Annotated in this window: 19 protein-coding genes; 18 read left to right on the top strand and 1 reads right to left on the bottom strand. The window is 40.5% G+C overall.

Features of this window, described 5'->3' with window-relative positions:
- From QNK26_RS03045 to QNK26_RS02985, 13 genes are all read left to right on the top strand, one after another.
- Positions 1-910 (top strand): PTS sugar transporter subunit IIC (locus QNK26_RS03045; protein WP_319220788.1); only part of this gene is annotated, 910 nt, incomplete at its 5' end.
- 102 nt (positions 911-1012) lie between these two features.
- A complete protein-coding gene (locus QNK26_RS03040; RefSeq protein ID WP_319220787.1) occupies positions 1013-1333 on the top strand; it encodes a PTS lactose/cellobiose transporter subunit IIA in 321 nt (106 codons plus the stop codon).
- A 3-nt stretch (positions 1334-1336) separates the two neighbouring features.
- Positions 1337-2638: a 6-phospho-beta-glucosidase gene (locus QNK26_RS03035; RefSeq protein ID WP_319220786.1), complete on the top strand. Its 1302-nt coding sequence runs from the start codon at positions 1337-1339 to the stop codon at positions 2636-2638.
- Between the two features lie 11 nt (positions 2639-2649).
- Entirely contained in the window at positions 2650-3411 is a 762-nt protein-coding gene (locus QNK26_RS03030) for a carbohydrate deacetylase (protein ID WP_319220785.1), read from the top strand.
- A 319-nt stretch (positions 3412-3730) separates the two neighbouring features.
- Positions 3731-3898 carry a hypothetical protein gene (locus tag QNK26_RS03025; RefSeq protein WP_319220784.1) on the top strand — a complete coding sequence of 56 codons (168 nt, stop codon included), beginning with the start codon at positions 3731-3733 and terminating at the stop codon, positions 3896-3898.
- Positions 3858-4136, top strand: a complete 279-nt coding sequence (locus QNK26_RS03020; protein WP_319220783.1) for a hypothetical protein — start codon at positions 3858-3860, stop codon at positions 4134-4136. Before QNK26_RS03025 ends, QNK26_RS03020 begins: the two co-directional genes overlap by 41 nt.
- A 4-nt stretch (positions 4137-4140) precedes the next feature.
- Complete coding sequence (locus QNK26_RS03015; protein ID WP_319220782.1) at positions 4141-4302, top strand: hypothetical protein; 162 nt, start codon at positions 4141-4143, stop codon at positions 4300-4302.
- A 133-nt stretch (positions 4303-4435) separates the two neighbouring features.
- A complete protein-coding gene (locus tag QNK26_RS03010; RefSeq protein WP_319220781.1) occupies positions 4436-5170 on the top strand; it encodes a sporulation protein in 735 nt (244 codons plus the stop codon).
- Between the two features lie 471 nt (positions 5171-5641).
- Complete coding sequence (betI, locus tag QNK26_RS03005) at positions 5642-6247, top strand: transcriptional regulator BetI (RefSeq protein ID WP_319220780.1); 606 nt, start codon at positions 5642-5644, stop codon at positions 6245-6247.
- Positions 6238-7701, top strand: coding sequence for a betaine-aldehyde dehydrogenase (betB, locus tag QNK26_RS03000; protein ID WP_319220779.1), 1464 nt, complete (start codon positions 6238-6240; stop codon positions 7699-7701). Before betI ends, betB begins: the two co-directional genes overlap by 10 nt.
- 9 nt (positions 7702-7710) lie before the next feature.
- Entirely contained in the window at positions 7711-9402 is a 1692-nt protein-coding gene (betA, locus tag QNK26_RS02995; RefSeq protein WP_319220778.1) for a choline dehydrogenase, read from the top strand.
- Positions 9403-9711: 309 nt separating this feature from the next.
- Positions 9712-10929 carry a BCCT family transporter gene (locus QNK26_RS02990; RefSeq protein WP_319220789.1) on the top strand — a complete coding sequence of 406 codons (1218 nt, stop codon included), beginning with the start codon at positions 9712-9714 and terminating at the stop codon, positions 10927-10929.
- A gap of 169 nt (positions 10930-11098) precedes the next feature.
- A complete protein-coding gene (locus QNK26_RS02985; protein WP_319220777.1) occupies positions 11099-11575 on the top strand; it encodes a MarR family winged helix-turn-helix transcriptional regulator in 477 nt (158 codons plus the stop codon).
- 102 nt (positions 11576-11677) lie between these two features.
- Here QNK26_RS02985 and QNK26_RS02980 read toward each other — a convergent pair whose 3' ends face one another.
- The gene (locus QNK26_RS02980) at positions 11678-12331 is read right to left on the bottom strand and encodes a CatA-like O-acetyltransferase (RefSeq protein ID WP_319220776.1); all 654 of its coding nucleotides are present in this window, start codon (positions 12329-12331) and stop codon (positions 11678-11680) included.
- A gap of 225 nt (positions 12332-12556) precedes the next feature.
- On the opposite strand from QNK26_RS02980, the gene QNK26_RS02975 reads away from it, so the two are divergent.
- From QNK26_RS02975 to QNK26_RS02955, 5 genes are all read left to right on the top strand, one after another.
- Positions 12557-13561: an ABC transporter substrate-binding protein gene (locus QNK26_RS02975; RefSeq protein ID WP_319220775.1), complete on the top strand. Its 1005-nt coding sequence runs from the start codon at positions 12557-12559 to the stop codon at positions 13559-13561.
- Between the two features lie 107 nt (positions 13562-13668).
- The gene (locus tag QNK26_RS02970; protein ID WP_319220774.1) at positions 13669-14559 is read left to right on the top strand and encodes a proline/glycine betaine ABC transporter permease; all 891 of its coding nucleotides are present in this window, start codon (positions 13669-13671) and stop codon (positions 14557-14559) included.
- Position 14560: 1 nt separating this feature from the next.
- Positions 14561-15790 (top strand): glycine betaine/L-proline ABC transporter ATP-binding protein, encoded by a 1230-nt coding sequence (locus QNK26_RS02965; RefSeq protein WP_319220773.1) that lies wholly within the window; start codon positions 14561-14563, stop codon positions 15788-15790.
- 120 nt (positions 15791-15910) lie between these two features.
- On the top strand, positions 15911-16939 hold the full coding sequence (locus QNK26_RS02960) for a helix-turn-helix transcriptional regulator (RefSeq protein WP_319220772.1): 1029 nt from the start codon (positions 15911-15913) through the stop codon (positions 16937-16939).
- A 116-nt stretch (positions 16940-17055) separates the two neighbouring features.
- Positions 17056-18506 (top strand): DUF1254 domain-containing protein (locus tag QNK26_RS02955; RefSeq protein WP_319220771.1); only part of this gene is annotated, 1451 nt, incomplete at its 3' end.

Here is an 18506-nt window from a genome sequence, read left to right as displayed (position 1 = left end):
CTTAGGTGGCGCAGGTGCATTTACTGCTATCATTTGTGGTCTATTAGTACCAACACTGCAAACTTTCCTTGTTGAAAAAAATATTCGTATCAAAATGCCTGAAGCGGTGCCAGAAAAAATCTCAGCGTCATTTGATCTACTTATCCCTGTCGTAGCAATGATCTTCATTATCCAAGTTATCAATGCTGTTCTAGGTAACTTTGACTTAAATATTGCAACTGGCGTGATGGCAATGTTCAAACCACTTGTTGCTGCTTCTGATACATTCTTTGCCTTTGCGCTTGCTATCTTGTTAATCCAATTATTATGGTTTGCTGGTATTCACGGTGCATCAGTTGTTGGTGGCATTATTGGTCCACTACTATTAATCAACTTAGGTGCAAACCAAGAAGCGCTTGAAGCAGGTAAAGAATTACCGGCTATCTTCATCAACCCGGTTATGGACTTCTTCGTATTCGTTGGTGGTTCAGGTGGTACATTAGCACTTGTTTGTATGATGGCACGTTCTAAATCAGCTCACTTACGTACTATCGGTAAAATGTCATTCATCCCAGGTTGTTTCAACATTAATGAACCAGTGACTTTTGGTACGCCAATCGTAATGAACCCAACCTTCTTTATCCCTTGGATCGCAGCACCATTAGTCAACGCGTGTATCGTTTGGGGTGCATTCAAGTTTGATTTAGTGTCTAAAGTTGTGGCTTTACCACCATGGACAATGCCTGCGCCAATCGGTGCTGTTATGTCGACAAACTCGATGTTCGCTGCCGTTGTAGTAGCAACTTGTTTCACCGTCAGTGGTTTAATCTTCTACCCATTCTTCAAAGCGTATGAAAAAGAATTATTAGCGCAAGAAGAACCTGAACAACTAGCGGAAGAAAACACGTTATCACCAGCTAAAGCAGCTTAATAAATAGCAGTAAGCATTCACAATCGCCATCTTTTACAATCAAATTTAAAGTAATAGATGGCTGATTAAATCTCAAATTATAATGCAAAGATTAAGGAACGGATGATGGAAATTACAGAAGAGTTTTTGATGACACTTTTATGCCAAGCCGGCGCAGCGCGTTCTGCGGTTATGCAAGCGATGCTAGAAGCAAGACAAGGTGATTTTGAGTCTGCAAAAGCATCACTTAAAGCAGCGGATGAAGCATTAGAAGAAGTGCATAAATCACAAACAGAACTTATTAGCTTTGACGAAGGTGAGGGCAAAGTAAAAATGACTTTGATCTTAACGCATATTCAAGATCACATTATGAATGCGATGCTGTGCAAAGATCTTGCATTTGAAATTATCGAACTGCAAAGAAGAATTCAAAGCGAGGACTAAATCATGTTGAAAATTACAATTATCGGTGGTGGTTCTAGCTATACACCTGAAATTATCGAAGGTTTTATTACTCGTCATCACGAATTACCAGTGACACACATCGATCTATTTGATATCGAAGAAGGTCGTTACAAAGTTGAGACTGTTGGTGCACTAGCGAAACGTATGATCGAGAATGCTGGTGTTGATATTGAATTGAACATTGAATTTGATCGCCGTAAAGCATTAACCGGTGCGAATTATGTTTGCTCGCAAATGCGTGTTGGTATGATCCCCGCGCGTGTGCAAGATGAATTACTGGGTAATAAGTACGGCATGATTGGCCAAGAAACCAATGGTATCGCCGGTTTTGCCAAAGCAATGCGTACTATTCCAGTGACCCTATCTTTGTGTAAAGACATGGAAGAAATCTGTCCTGACGCTTGGTTAATTAACTTCACTAATCCATCGGGTATCATCACTGAAACTGTACTGAAACATACAAACATAAAAGTAATTGGCCTATGTAATGTGCCAGTATGTACGCAGTTTGGTATTGAAGAATTGATGGGCACTAAAGATCTGCAGGTGCAATTTGCGGGTCTAAATCATTTTATCCACGCATTCCATATTTGGGATCATGGTAAAGATCGCATTGGTGAATTAATCGATAAAGTGTGTTCTGGTGAAGACTTTGCACTGCCTAAAAACTTAGGTGAAGTGACTTGGGTGCCTGAGCAGTTAAAACATCTAGGTGTATTACCGTGTGGTTATCATCAGTATTATTACAAGCAAGATGACTTAGAGCAAAAAGAAGTTAAGTCAGAAGGTTATGTTACCCGTGGTGAGCAAGTTCAAGAGATTGAAAAAGAATTATTTAAACTGTATGAAGATGTAAATCTAAACGTGAAACCTAAGCAATTAGAAGAACGTGGCGGCGCACATTATTCAGATGCGGCGTGTGAATTAATTAATGCCATTCACAATGATAAGCGTACATTAATGCACGTAAATATTCGCAACAACGGTACTATTTCTGAATTACCCAATGATTGCGCAATTGAAGCGACATCTGTGATCACTTCATGTGGCCCACAGCCTCTGAACGTTGCACCTATTACCAATCCAGCAATTCGTGGCACGTTACAACTGCAAAAAGCATTTGAAGAACTGGCTGTTGAAGCGGGTGTATTTGGTGATTATGGCGCCGCATTACAAGCCTTAACGATTAATCCGCTAGTACGTAAAGGTACAGTAACTAAAGAAATTTTAGATGAGATGATTGAACTGAATGCGAAGTATGTACCTCAGTTTAACACTAAGTAGCAGAGTGATTTATGAAACTAATCGTAAACATAGATGATTTAGGTCTAACTGAAAAAGTAAATGAGTCTATTGTAGCATGTTTTAAAGTCGGTGTTGTTCAGTCAACGACGATAATGATGAACCAACCTGCAACCGAACATGCGATTGAATTAATCAAACAGGGTTTGATCCCTAATGTTGGGCTGCATGTAACACTGACCAGTGGTAAACCAGTGTTAGACCCGAGTCTGGTGCCTGATTTAGTCGACAGTGATGGCTTCTTTTTAAAGCAAGACAAAGTGATCGCATCTGAGAAGCTTAGTTTTGACCAAGCCTATCGCGAGTTTAAAGCGCAGTATGATAAAGCCATTAATGCGGGAATTAAATTAACTCATATTGATAGTCATCATTTTGCCGCCGTATTCCCGCCATACAAGGCGGCATTTATTGCTTTTGTGAATGACACTGGGATACCGGTACGCCGTGTTGATCATGTCGTGCCTGGTTGTGATGATTTAACAGTGCCCACAACAGAAGCGTTTAGTGCCAAGTTCTATGCTGATGGTGTCACATTGGCGCGACTGCAAGCGGTGATCCTTGAGTTCAGTACTCAGATCCCTAATGGCACGTTAGAGCTAATGAGTCATACCACATTAGTAGGGGATACTTTATTACCCACCTTATCGAGTTATGTTGATAAGCGGGTTGATGAGTTCAATATTTTAACGTCTCGAGCACTAAAAGATTGGTTAGAAATAAATAAAATAGAGTGCGCAAGCTTTGCTTCAATTTAATGTCATTATGTTCGCGTAATTTAGTTACTGTTATTAAGCTAACGCAGTTAAAATAAATGCCCATCATATCGTGACGAGATGATGGGCATTTTTAATAATGACTTCGCTTCATCGCGATAACTTACTTCATCATGTCGTGAGCCAGTTCTGGCAATCCCGTTACTGTTTTCATCTGTATGAATAGGCTATAATTGGGTACTAACTTAACGCGGTGGTATTACATTTTCGGGTGTACTTATGGTCTCATTGCTATTATTAGGTGCTTCAAATTATTATAAATTATGCTTATCTCATTGCTTCTTTTATTACAGCTCTGAGTATGACTAGCCCGAGCTTTGCTCAACTTTCCACACTATCATCCAATGATGCGCCTTTGCCTATCACTATCAAAGCGACAGATGATTGGGTTCAACTGATTTCAGGCGAAACACTGAAAGGCGAATTAATTGGTACGATTGAGAAAAACCAAAACTCGCGTGCCTATTAATCAAGTCGTTTCTATTTATCGAGGTGTAGATACTGAGCGAGAAAATTGGGACGTGGATTTTTTTATCGGTGCGAATTTTAGTAAAGGTAATACTGATGAATTGTCCATCGCGACGAGTGTTAATGCTGAGCGTAAAACAGTCAAATCAAGAGTGCTGTTACGATATGCCAGTAACGTAGCGGAAAGCGCCGGTGAAAATGCCGCTGAATTCGTGTGGTTATGTTATCACCAAAGATGAAGCCATGTTTAATGAATGGGCGAAAGCAGATAGTAATGTTGATATGAAAACAATGGATGCCTTTTTGAACTTTGCTGATAACACGGCTTATCAGCCGAAAAAAGTAAATGAGATTGTTGATGTGCAAGGCTTAATTGACGCATTACAAGCAAAAATAAATAGCTAATCGCTGCTGCTTAGTGATATTTATACGTGAATTTTAGCCTGCTTTTTAGCAGGCTTTTTTGTTGTTAACTTGTAATATGCAAGGTTTAATGATGAGATAGATCCATCGTTAATTATTTATGTAAGTGGATAATATGTTTAAAAATATTTCAGCTGCACTGGGTTTTGGTGGCGCAAAAGTAGATACCATTCTTGATCGTAATGAAGTACTTCAAGGTGGTCTGGTATCTGGGTATGTAAAGGTTATTGGCGGTAAAGTTGATCAGAGTATTGAGGCAATTATTATTAAGCTGATGACCAAAGTGAAGCAAGAAACGGGTGATAATATTGAGTTTATGGATCATGTGTTGGCACAATACAGTATCTCTGAAGCGTTTAATGCAGCTGCAGGCGTTGAGTATCGCTTTGATTTTGAATTTGATTTACATCCGGAAGCTCCGATCACGACTCTGGCTGTGAGTAACAACCAATGCGTCGTTTGGTTAGATACTGAACTTGATATCGACTATGCTATTGATGCCAGCGATAAAGACGTTATTCATGTTCTGCCTTTACCTGCTATCGCGAATATAATGAGTAAACTTATCGAAGATAAAGACTTAAAACTAGTCAAAAGTGACATGGAGTCGGGCACTATTTCGATGCCTGGATTTACTAATGAATCTGGGGCATATCAAGAAATAGAATTCCGTAAAAGTAGTATTTTTAGTCGTGGTGAACTAGAACTTAGCTTTGCAATTAAAGGCGATACGCTTTACGGTTTAGCCGAGATTGATCGTGCGTTAAGAGGTGATACCTATAAGCGCTTCGATATCTCAATCAATGCGTCGGAAGCTGAAATCGACGACTTAGTTGATTATTTGATTTAAGAACGTTTGATGTTAGCCGCAGTGGCAACCCGATAAATTATTCTGCAAGAGCTCGGTGTAAATATGGCCACATTAGAGCTCCATTTCCTTAATTTTATACCCTCCTGTAAAAGACCATTACGTCCCTCTAAATAAAATCCAAGTTGTCAATATTGATGTTGATTATTTGTTTCGATTCATCCTGTTTTATTCTTTTTATTATAATTATGGTTGAAACTATTAATTTATTTACGGCTGGTTCACCTCTGGTTAACCTAAAATTAACCGTGTGGCATTATTATTTTAAAACAGTAGTTTAATCTATTTTTATCGCCGCTTTAGGTGTCGAATATTTTATTGTAACGATCATGACTATAAGAATAAGGGGTTGATAGTTACAGCTCTAACTATTATAGTTGTTATTAATTGAACGTTCAATTAACACTTTTTAGCAGCAGTTATTAACAACAATTAAACACGGAATGTTACTTTATGCCTAGGCCAACAATGAAATTAGTGAGGCAACAACAACTCATTGACGCAACGTTAATTTCTGTTGAGCGTCACGGATTACACCACTCTACAATCATTACCATTAGTGGTTTAGCGGGACTGTCATCAGGCCTTATCAGTCATTATTTTGGTGGTAAACAAGGCTTGGTCGAAGCTACGTTCAAATATCTACTCGATGAATTAAAACACGCATTATTAAGTCGTATTTTAGGTGAGAATTTATCCCCCGCGGTACGTTTATCGATGATCGTCGAGTCAAATTTTACTGAATTACAACGCTCAACAGCAGCCACTAAAACCTGGTTAAGTTTCTGGTCTCAAGCAGTGCATGAACCTGGGTTAGCCAGACTGCAAAATATCAATAGCAAACGTTTATACAGCAACCTCGCATTCTCATTTAAACAAATCATGCCCAATGATGAGGCTATCAACTGTGCTAAACAAACCGCGGCGATGATTGATGGCTTCTGGTTACGCAGTGCATTGAGCCGTTGTCCAGAGCAAGAATTCGAACAAGCCCAAATTTTATGTAAAGCCTTTATCGAGGCGGTGATAGTGCCGCACGGAGAAAATGAATGTCGTTAATTACTTATCAAAATTATGTCCACGGACAGTCTCTTGCCAATGACACTGGTGAAACCTTTGAAGTTATCAATCCTGCCACCGGAGAGGTGAGTTATTTAGTTGAAGTTGCTGATGCAAGTGTTCAGCAAGCGGCGATTGACAGTGCCAAAGCAGGTTTTGCTATCTGGTCTAAAGTGACGCCGGTGGAGCGTAGCCGTATTTTATTAAAAGCAGTGGCTTTGTTACGTGAACGTAATGATGAGTTAGCTGCTATCGAAGTACACGACACAGGTAAACCTTGGCAAGAAGCCTCTGTGGTTGATGTTGTGACTGGTGCTGATTCAATTGAATTTTTTGCCGGTCTGGCACCAAGCATTGAAGGTAATCAACAGCAGGTTGGTGATGATTTTTATTATACCCGTCGTGAGCCTCTAGGTATCTGCGCTGGTATTGGCGCTTGGAACTACCCGCTACAAATTGCGTGCTGGAAAGCGGCACCGGCACTGGCTTGCGGTAATGTCATGATCTTCAAACCATCGGAAGAAACGCCACGTGGTGCGATCAAATTAGCCGAAGTCTTTACCGATGCTGGTGTACCTGATGGCGTATTTAACGTTGTGCAAGGTGATGGCCGCGTTGGCGCTTGGTTAACCACGCATGACGAGATTGCTAAAGTGTCTTTCACTGGTGAAGTGGGCACAGGCAAAAAAGTAATGGCTGCTGCTGCTGGTTCATTGAAAGAAGTCACCATGGAACTCGGTGGCAAATCACCGTTAATCATCTTTGATGACGCTGATATTGATAACGCGGTATCAGCAGCCATGTTAGCGAACTTTTATACTCAAGGTGAAGTATGCACCAACGGTACGCGGGTATTTGTACAAGACGCTATTTACCCACGTTTTATCGAAAAATTACGTCAGCGCACTGAGAACAACATCATCTGTGGTGATCCGATGGATCCAGAAACTAACTTTGGTGCCTTGATCTCAAAAGAGCATCAACAAAAAGTGCTTAACTTTATCGAAATCGGTAAAGCAGAAGGCGCTGAACTGCTTACTGGTGGTCACGCCTTACAACCTGAAAATGCCCCGAACGGTTATTTTGTTGCCCCGACTATTTTTACTCAGTGCACAGATGAAATGACATTGAGCAAAGAAGAGATCTTTGGTCCAGTGATGTCAGTACTTACATTCTCAGATGAAGATGAAGTTGTACGTCGTGCTAATGATACTCGCTTAGGCTTAGCAGCGGGTGTATTCACTCAAGACATTACCCGTGCTCACCGTGTTATTCATCAAATGGAAGCTGGTATCTGTTGGATCAATGCGTATGGCGCATCACCTGCAGAAATGCCTGTGGGCGGTTATAAGATGTCGGGTATTGGCCGCGAGAATGGCAGCGAAACCTTAAAAGCCTATACCCAGATTAAAGCTGTGTATGTTGGTATGCAACCACTCGAAAGTCCATTTTAGGGAGCGATTATGACTACATCACAAGGATTGTACGATTACATTATTGTTGGCGCGGGTAGTGCGGGTTGTGTATTAGCCAATCGCTTATCTGCCGATCCAGCCAACAAAGTATTGCTGCTAGAAACGGGTGGCAGTGACAAGAGTATCTTTATTCAAATGCCAACTGCGTTATCGATTCCGATGAACAGTAATAAATACGCGTGGCAGTTTGAAACCCAAGCGGAACCGACGTTAGATAATCGCCGTATGCATTGTCCTCGTGGCAAGGTATTGGGCGGCTCGTCGTCTATTAACGGCATGGTTTATGTGCGTGGTCATGCCCGTGATTTTGATGAATGGCAGCAATCAGGTGCGAAAAATTGGGACTATAGCAATTGCTTACCTTATTTTAAAAAAGCCGAAAGTTGGGCGTTTGGTGGTGATGACTACCGCGGTGGCAATGGACCATTGGCCGTTAATAACGGTAACAACATGAAAAACCCGTTGTATAAAGCGTTTGTTGCTGCTGGTGTTGATGCCGGTTACATGGCAACCAATGATTACAACGGTAAGCAGCAAGAAGGCTTTGGCCCTATGCACATGACCATTAAAAAAGGTGTGCGCTGGTCTACTGCAAATGCGTATTTAAGACCCGCGATGCAGCGTAGTAATTTAACTGTGATCACCCATGCTTTGGTACACAAAGTCGTGTTTGCAGGTAAACAAGCGGTAGGTATCGAGTTTGAACGTAAGGGCAAACTAACCACTTTAAATTGCAACAAAGAAGTGATCTTGTCAGCTGGTTCTGTTGGTTCACCACATATTCTGCAGTTATCGGGTATCGGTAAAGCAAGCACACTAGCAGATGCTGGGATTGAGCAAATACATGAACTGCCAGGCGTGGGTGAGAACTTACAAGATCATCTTGAGTTCTACTTCCAGTTTAAATGCCTTAAGCCGATTTCGTTGAATGGTAAATTAGACCCATTAAACAAGTTGTTTATTGGTGCGCGCTGGTTCTTTAATAAGTCCGGTTTAGGCGCGACTAATCACTTTGAATCTTGTGGTTTTATTCGTTCAAAACCCGGCTTAGAGTGGCCTGATCTACAGTATCACTTTTTACCAGCAGCAATGCGTTATGACGGTAAAGAAGCGTTTGCGGGTCATGGTTTTCAAGTGCATGTTGGCCATAATAAACCTAAAAGCCGTGGTTTTGTAAAAGTGGTATCAAAAGATGCACACGTTGCGCCGCATATTCAGTTTAATTATTTATCTGAAGCTGAAGATATTGCCGCGTTCCGCGCGTGTGTACGCTTAACACGTGAGATCATCAATCAACCTGGATTAGACGAATTCCGCGGTGAAGAGATCCAACCCGGTATAGCAGTTCAAACCGATGAAGAGATCGACAGCTTTGTCAGAAGTACCGTTGAAAGTGCTTACCATCCTTCTTGTTCGTGCAAGATGGGTGAAGATGCGATGGCGGTTGTTGATTCAGAAACCAAGGTGCATGGTATTGCTGGCTTAAGAGTGGTTGATTCCTCTATTTTCCCAACCATTCCAAATGGCAACTTGAACTCGCCGACTATTATGCTGGCTGAGCGCGCTGCAGACCTTATTTTGGGCAATACTATGCTCAAAGCTGATGAGGTGACTGTCAGTGTTGCACCAAAATGGCAGAGCACACAGCGATTACAGGAACCGAAACGACAACCTGCTTGATAAAAATAACGTTAATGCGTTGTGAACATGGCGCATTAGCTATTTAGGTATCAGACCAGCCTAAGCCATTCTGGCTCAATGGTCTATTCACGCCAAACTCAATTCATCAGAGTTTAAATATCGCCAATACGATATTTAAGGTTTGAGGGTTACTACACTCTTAATTCATTATTAAAGGATCAAGGGTATTGCTAACCTAAACGTTGAGCACGGCTATTTGAAACATAAAGAAGGATTAGTTTATGTTTTTTCGTTTTATTGTTTTTATATAAAAAGTTATATAAATAATTACATGGAGTTTAATTTATGATGACTAGTTGGCTTACCATAGGTATTTTATTTACCTTTGCTGCAATTGCATTTGTAATTTTTCGTTGGGGTAATGTGAAGTGCGTGGGTGTTACACCGGTACGTACATTTACCTTTATCGCTATTTTATTTACCTCGGGTTTGGACGTGGGACTGATCATGTTTCCGCTGACGGAGTTCGCTGGTTATGCAAACCTAGCTGCAAGTCCTGAATACAGTTTTAGTAATCCACTGGCAATTGAATTTGGCTTTTGGGCATTCTTAATTTGGGCATTTTACTTTTTAACTTGTTTCTATTTTTGTGTTATTGAACCAAGAGTAAAATTCTTTGAGATCCCACTGATTAAATTCATCAATAACTTTATCATTATCGGTACTTGTGCCTTTACTGCTTACTTGCTACTGACCAACTTACCTTGGTACTTACCTGAGTTAGGCGATGGCGAAACGATAGTCGGTAGTTTCTACCTGATTGTATTTGTGGTTATCGCTGCAGCGGTTTATTCAAGTACCAGCATTCGTTATGTACGTATCTTAAGTTTAGCCAGTACCTGGTTGTTCTTGGGGCTTATCGTATTGATGTGGGCTGGCGCGTTCCTATCTGAAGGATCAAGTGTCAACGAATTTGCCACTACCTTTGCTTTACTTGGCGATTACTTTGGTAACTTGCATCACTTTGTTTTACCGATGAATGATTATCATGAGTTTTACTTATTCTGGTGGTTCTCTTGGAGCATCATGATTGGTCAATTCACCTCGCGTTTTGTTGGTGGCATGAAGACTTATCAAGTACTGATTGCAATGATGGTATTCCCGTCTATTCCAATCGCAGTATGGTTCTCGGTACTTTATTACTACAGTGTTAATGAAATCGCGACAACTGGTTTCTATAATCTGGCGATGATATTAGTGGGCATCACCTTTGTGATTAACTCGCTGGATTCATTAGTTCGACTGTATACTGATAATTTAAACTTAACCGTAGAGCGTTTTGGTAAAGCTAAATATATCATAGGTAACGTAGCTTTGATGAGTGGCTTAACGTTACTGTTTAAATTAGATTTTTTACAAATTCAATGGGTCGGCGCACTCGCGATTGCATTAATCCTTGGTTGTTTCGGCTATATTTTAGCGAAGAAATATAAACAGGTTTCTGAGATTGAACGCTCACCAAAAGAAAATAAAATCGATTTTGGTAAAATTGAATTAGTGAATTAAAGTGCTTTTAACTCGCTTTTGAACGTGTATATCGGTTCAAAAGCGGTTATAAATAATACATAAGCAGAATAACGGATTGGCGTTATTTTGCTTTTTTTACATTTGGGGTATGAGTCTGGAGTAAATTTCTGTTATTGTTTCGAAAATAGGGGCTAATTATGGAAGAGTTATGGAAAAGTACGAAGAACTATTAGTTTCATTGCGTCGTGTGATCAGAGCCATTGATATACACTCTCGCCAGTTGAATAAGCAATCAGGTTTGACCGGTCCACAGCTCATGGTTATGCAGAATATTGCTTTGCTGGATGCGCCATTGGCGAAAGATATCGCCAAAGAAATCGCCTTAAGTGCAGCGACAGTCACTACGATTATTGACCGCCTTGAGAGTCGAGCCTTAGTTATCAGAACAAGAAGTGAAACCGACAAACGTAAAGTGCATTTATCACTGAGTGAGTCGGGTAAATTATTATTGAGTAGTTCACCTAAGCCGCTTCAAGACCACTTTATTAAACGTTACCAAAATCTTGAAGAGTGGGAACAGAGCCAACTGTTGTCAGCTGTCGAACGAATAGCTTCAATGATGGATGCAGAAAAGTTAGATGCTGCGCCAGTATTATTGGTTGGTCAAATTCAGGCTGAGGATTAATATTTAGTCCTTCAATTTATGTCTTCAATGCTCACATATTCCCAGTGTAAACTTCGCTATCTCTGTGCATATCACCTCGCCAGAAATAGCGGCTTGTCGACGCTAATTTAGCAATTCGGGTTGGTTGAACAACGCCTGTAATATTGCAATGAACTTACCCACATGCAAGCCATCCATCATCCCATGATGTACTTCTATCGATAATGGTATCTGCCAATGGCCATTAATATGAGTTAATTTACCTAATGCTATTTTAGGAATACTGTCTGGATTTTTAGTGTCTCTAGCATGACTCATACTGGTAAAGTTCAGCCAAGGTAATACAGTCATGTGGATCGTATCATGACGCATCTCCTGACCGATAAATTGCGTCAATATAAAAGGGGTCTGCTTGATCTCTATTTCAGCCGATGTCGCCGCGTGACTGAACGATGTAAATTGTGGTTCGTAAGGTAAATTACAAAATCGAATACTGTCATCATCAGCCAAAATAGCGATGCTTATATTGAGTTTTTCATACAAGTGAACGGAATCATTAACAAGTCTGTATCTCATTGGTTTGCATTGGTTAATTGCTTGTTGCATTAAATATAGATAGGCATGAAAGAAACGCTGCTTATTCGCTTTACAATGTTGATATAACACGGTGACGTCAAGGTGGGTACAAATGTTATACCAAGGATGGCTCATGCCTTTAAAAAATTTTAAATATTCTGCTCGACTCCAGCGATCTGGATCGATAATTTGGTAAGGCACTAGTATTCCTTAATAAGACAAAATCGGCATTGAGAGCATAACAAAAAAGTGACAGTTTTATCACCGCTTAGGTTCGCAAATTTAAGCTATTTATTGGCATATTAATGATATTCATTAGCTGTGAGCTTCAAGGATATCTTAGCATTTAACCCATAAGTTAAGCTTTTAGCAGCAAAATACTGTAGTATTAATACCACTTCATAAAATAATAAGGATATTATTCATATGCGGAAAACTTTCGCTACCTCACTACTTCTCGCTTGTGCATCACTTTCTACTCCTGCTTCTGCTGGTGAATGCGGCAATGTTACTATTGCTGATATGAACTGGAATTCAGCTACCCTGATCGCCAATATTGACCGATTTATTCTCGAGCATGGTTTTGACTGTGATGCCGAACTTGTTCCGGGTGATACCATGCCAACAGGCACTGCGATGATTGAAAAAGGTCAACCTGATATTGCCCCTGAGTTCTGGAGCAACTCCATGAAAGGCGCGCTTGATAAAGGCGTGGAAGATGGTCGGATTCGTTACGCTGGTGTGACGCTTAGCGATGGCGGTGAAGAAGGCTTTTGGGTTCCAGCCTATATGGTTGAAAAAGATCCGACGCTCGCAACGATTGCTGGCATTAAAGCCAACGCTAAATTATTCAAGCACCCAGAAGATCCGAGTAAATCGGCATTTATGGGTTGTCCTGCCGGTTGGAATTGCCAAATATCAACATCACAACTCTTTGAAGCGATGGATCTTGCTGACTCTGGTTTTGATTTGATTGATCCAGGTTCAGGTGCAGGTTTGTCAGGCTCGATTGCCAAAGCCTATGAACGCGAAGAAGCTTGGTTTGGTTATTATTGGGCTCCTACCGCGGTATTGGGTAAATACAAAATGGTTAAGGTTGATTTTGGTACCGGTATCGATGAACAACATTTCAAAGAATGTATCACTCAAAATGATTGCTTAACCCCTAAAGCAACCATGTATCCACCATCAGCAGTAGACTCTGTTGTTACAGAAGAATTTGCCGCAAGAGCGCCTGAAGTTATGGCCTATCTTTCAGCCCGTTCGTTCCGTAATGCTCAGATGAATGAATTACTTGCTTGGATGGAAGACCAGCAAGCTGATGGTGAATACAGTGTTGAACACTTCATCAAAAATTATGAAGATACCTGGACAGAATGGGTTGATTTAGCAACGGCGAAGAAAATTAAGAAAGCAGTGTCAGCACTTTAGCCTTTCACTATACCCAAACTACTCAAGTATGCTGATAGTGCATCTTGGAGTGGCTTGGGTATATAGCCCGAATCATTCGGGCTTTTTCATCTTAGGAAATACATAATATGTCAGACAGTTCATGGCTTTCGGAAATACCGCAATTAGACCGCCACCAGTTACTCGATATTAGAAAAACATTGGATGGCGCTTATCGCAGTTTTTCGCGTGAATACGGTGATACGATAGAAGCATTTTTTGATCCCTTACTCAGTTTTCTTATTTGGTTTGAAAAATTATTACTCGGCAGCCCTTGGTGGTTAGTGATTGGGGTACTCGCTATTTTTGCTTATGCCGCTAGTCGCTCTTGGAAATTAACTTTAGGTGTCGTTGTTGCCTTTTTCCTTATCGGCTTTTTTGGTATGTGGGACAATACCATGCGCACCATGAGTATTATTCTCATCTCTACGATGCTCGCGATACTGATTGGTATCCCGCTAGGGATCGCAATGGCACGCTCAGATCGTGTTCAGTCAACGGTGACGCCAGTCCTCGATATTATGCAAACCATGCCAGCCTTTGTCTATTTGATCCCAGTGGTGATGTTATTAGGTATTGGTAAAATCCCCGGTGTTATCGCCGTTATTATCTACGCGGTGCCGCCAGTCATTCGGTTAACTAACTTAGGTATACGTCTCGTTGACAAAGAAGTGTTAGAGGCTGCTACTGCTTATGGTGCCAGCCCGATGCAACGTTTATTTGGAGTGCAATTACCATTGGCTATGCCTAATATCATGGCCGGCATCAACCAAACGATTATGATGGCGTTAGCGATGGTTGTTATCGCGTCGATGATTGGTGTTAAAGGATTGGGTCAACCAGTATTAAAATCTATAACTAATCAATATTTTACACTTGGTTTGATGAATGGTTTAGCGATTGTAGCATTAGCTATTATCTTTGATCGGATCTCGCAAAGTTACGCAAAACGCACGTTACAAAATTTTGGAGGGCAATAATATGAATTCAAATGACAATAAAAGCCCACTAATTCGTATTAAAAATTTATATAAAATTTTTGGTAAAAATGAAAAAAAGGTACTCGAACAAGTCAAAGCAGGTAAGTCAAAAGATGTTATCTTAGCAGAAACAGGCCATACCGTTGGTTTATCGAATATTAATCTGGATATTTATCCGGGGGAGATATTCGTGATCATGGGGTTATCGGGTTCGGGTAAATCAACCTTAATCCGCCATTTTAATCGCTTAATCGAGCCAACTGCCGGTGAAATAGAATTGGCAGGTAGTGACGTGATGCAATTGACGAGTAAAGACTTGCAGGATTTTCGCCGTAATAAAATGTCGATGGTATTTCAGCGTTTTGGACTCATGCCTCATCGCAGCGTATTGGACAATATTGGCTATGGTCTACAAGTACAAGGCGTTAAAAAGGCGGAATGGAAGAAGAGTGCAACGCAGTGGTTGGAAACGGTGGGCTTAGATGGCTATGGCAATCAATACCCTGGACAGCTATCAGGTGGCCAACAGCAACGTGTCGGTTTAGCGCGCGCATTGTGTACCGATGCGGATATTCTGTTAATGGATGAAGCATTTTCCGCATTGGATCCGTTGATCCGTAGCGAAATGCAGGACCAGTTAATTGAACTACAAGAAAAACTACATAAAACCATCGTCTTTATTACCCATGATCTCGATGAAGCATTAAGGTTGGGTGATCGCATTGCTATCTTGCGTGATGGGGTATTAGTACAGCAAGGTGAACCGGTTGATATTTTGCTTAATCCGGTTGATGACTACGTTGAAGCTTTTGTTAAAGACGTCAATCGTGCACGAGCATTAACGGTCGAGACGGTGATGCAGCCACAAATGTGCCGAATTTCGACAGAAACAATTGGTGAAGCAGTGTTACAAATGCGTCAATCAAAACAAGATTATGGCTATGTAGTTAATAAAGATGGTTATCAAGGCGTGCTCACACAAGAGACCTTAGATAAGGTTGAAAAAAGTGATTACAGCAATGCCATTGATGCGTCGTTATTAGATGATGTGCCAGCGGTGCAAAGTGATGCGTTAATCGAATCGGTTATTCCTGAGATGCTTGATAATGATTTACCCCTACCAGTATTAAACGAGAATGGTGAGGTTGAGGGTCACTTGTGTCGTTCTACACTTGCAGAAGTATTAAGTGATCAGCCTAGTGCCGAAGAAGACAAGTTAGCACACGTTTAAAGCTGAAATAAATCAAGTGGATTATTATATTTGCTAGGAAGATCATACATGTTCTCTTAAATATATGATCCATTTGATCTTATAATACATACTGTTACCTTTGTTGCATACTAAGTCATTATGATGAATGAATACACTACGTTAGCGTCACATCCAATTAATGTATATCGAAAACTCTTAGTCGCAGGTATTGATCCTCAGCCACTTTTTGCCAGTATCGGCTTGGATGTTACCGAGCTAATTAAAGTGCCTGAAAGTCGGATCCCGGCGCATAAAATGACTCAATTATGGCACTTAATTGAGGATGTAAGCCAAGATCAAAGTTTTGGTCTGAAGTTGGCCGCTGGTGGTCATCCGATGAATTTTAAGGCGTTAGGGCTGTTACTTGTCGCTTGTAATTCGATTGCTGAAGGCATTCAAAAACTAAGTCACTATTATGAAGTTATCGCTAATTCAATTCATATCGAGTTACATTATGAGATAGATAAAATTGGTTTAATCATGCACCCTCGGCCAAACAGTGATATTCATCCAATGGGGGCGGATCTTTTCTTTGCGACGATATTCAATTATTGCCAACAATTGTCATTAAATACCCATGCTGTTAGTCACATCGAATTAACTCGGTCGCTACCAAAAGACAGCACTCCGTGGCAATGCTTTTTTCATTGTCCTATTACCTTTAATGCGCAGCAAGCGAGTATTTGGTTTAACCGGAGCGTGGTTGAAGAGGTTTCATTTATGCGTAGTCGACAAATCGCAGCGCAGAATGAAGTTCACGTGCGCAGTTATATTGATTCGATGCAATCATCTTTTTGGAAATACAAAACACAGTCAGCGATACAGCAAACCATTGCGAGTCAGGAACCCAGTGTTGAAAATATAGCAAAATATCTTGCTATGTCGCCACGCGCGTTATCGCGTAAATTAACTAATGAAGGCACTACATTTAGGAATGTCTTGAAAGATAAGCGTAAAGATTTAGTCAAACAATATTTATCTGATACCAATATGAGTATTTCAGAAATCATGTTCTTACTTGGGTTTCATGATTTGAGCAACTTTAATCGCGCATTTCAACGATGGTTTGACTGTAGTCCCAGTCAATATCGCAAGTCTCATCATGAGGTAAAAAATGACAAGCGATAGGTAAGAATTGATAAGCCGTTAGCCTATATTTTATTATATGCTCACTCCGTTAACGAAGCGCCGTGTTGTATACATCGGATGTATAACCATAAAATATTAACGGTTAAGGAGTGAAGATGAATAAGATTATAAAAATGGCAGCTTTAGCAAGTGCTGCGCTGGCATTATCAGCGTGTTCTAATCTTGCAGATAAAACGCAGAACGTATTAGAAATGAGTTCGCCATGGCAAGAACATTATGCAAAGTCAAAGTCAGAACAAGCTTCTATCTACGGTTTCCCTTATGTTTTTAACTATTTTTTATTGTATAACTGGAGTTTGCCTGACGATCCAAATAATAAGATGCCGCATGATGCCATCAATCAGTTCTTTTATCCTAAGACATTAGCGACTGCTGAGTCTGATTGTCGCTGCACAGTAAATAACGATACTTTTTACACCATGGCGTTTATTTATGTGAAAGATGAACCGATTATTTTATCTGCTCCAGTGATGGAAGATGGCCGTTATTGGACTGTTCAGTTCTCGGGATTTGATTCGGATAACTTTGCTTATATTGGCAGCCGAACAACGGGTCAAAATGGTGGTAATTATGCGATTGTGCCAAAAGGCTGGAAAGGTGAGCTACCAAGTGACGTAACGTATTTAGCGGAAGCTCCAACATATTGGAATTTTGCTATTGGCCGAACGTTAGTAAATGGTGAGTCTGATATTGCTGCTGTTAAAGAGATTCAAAAAGATTATCAACTGACCGCATTAAGTGATTGGGGCAAATCGAATCCTCCTATCCCCAAATACCCAGAAATTCCTAATCTAGACCCTGAATATACCGCATTATTTGCTGACACATCGAAAGGGTTTAAAGCTGTGTTAACGGATATGATTAAGAATAATCCAGATAGATACCTTGCTATCATGAATCAATCGATGCAATTTGCTGGTGTTGAAGAAAATAAACAAGCAGATTTAGCCCAGTTTAATGATATTGGTATTGGTTTCGATGTTGAACTCGACAATGCTGATAGCCTGTATGCTAAAGGTCGTGCACAAGGTGCTTCTTTAGGGGTTCTGAGTGTTGTAAAAGCATTTGAAGATGGGTATGGCTCAATAAATAAAAATGGTTGGCGCATTATTGATAATGATATAGGTCAGGCTGGTGAGCATCGTAAATATCTGCTTAGGGCAAGTATGCAGTCGCTTGGTGGTATCGTGTTTAATGATCCCGAAGAGTCCGTTTACTTTATGAATAATGATGATCCTGCAGAAGAGGGAATACAATTTCCTTCAGGTAAACATCACTATATCTTGCACTTTAATAAGGATGAATTGCCAGACATTGATGGGTTTTGGTCTTTGAGTATGTACAATATGGATAAAAATCTAGTTGATAATGAATTAAACCGATATTCAATTAGTGACCGAACTGACGGTATTCAATTTGATGATGATGGTGGGTTAACTATCTATGTGAGTCATGATAAACCTGCCGGTATTAAAGTTAATAATTGGTTACCTGCGCCTGAAGGTGAGTTTTATATGTTTGTCCGTACTTATTTACCCTCAGATGA

Source organism: Moritella sp. (assembly GCF_033791185.1).
GTDB lineage: Bacteria > Pseudomonadota > Gammaproteobacteria > Enterobacterales > Moritellaceae > Moritella.
The sequence above is the reverse complement of the archived record's forward strand: the minus strand, read 5'-3'. Positions and strand labels throughout refer to the sequence as shown.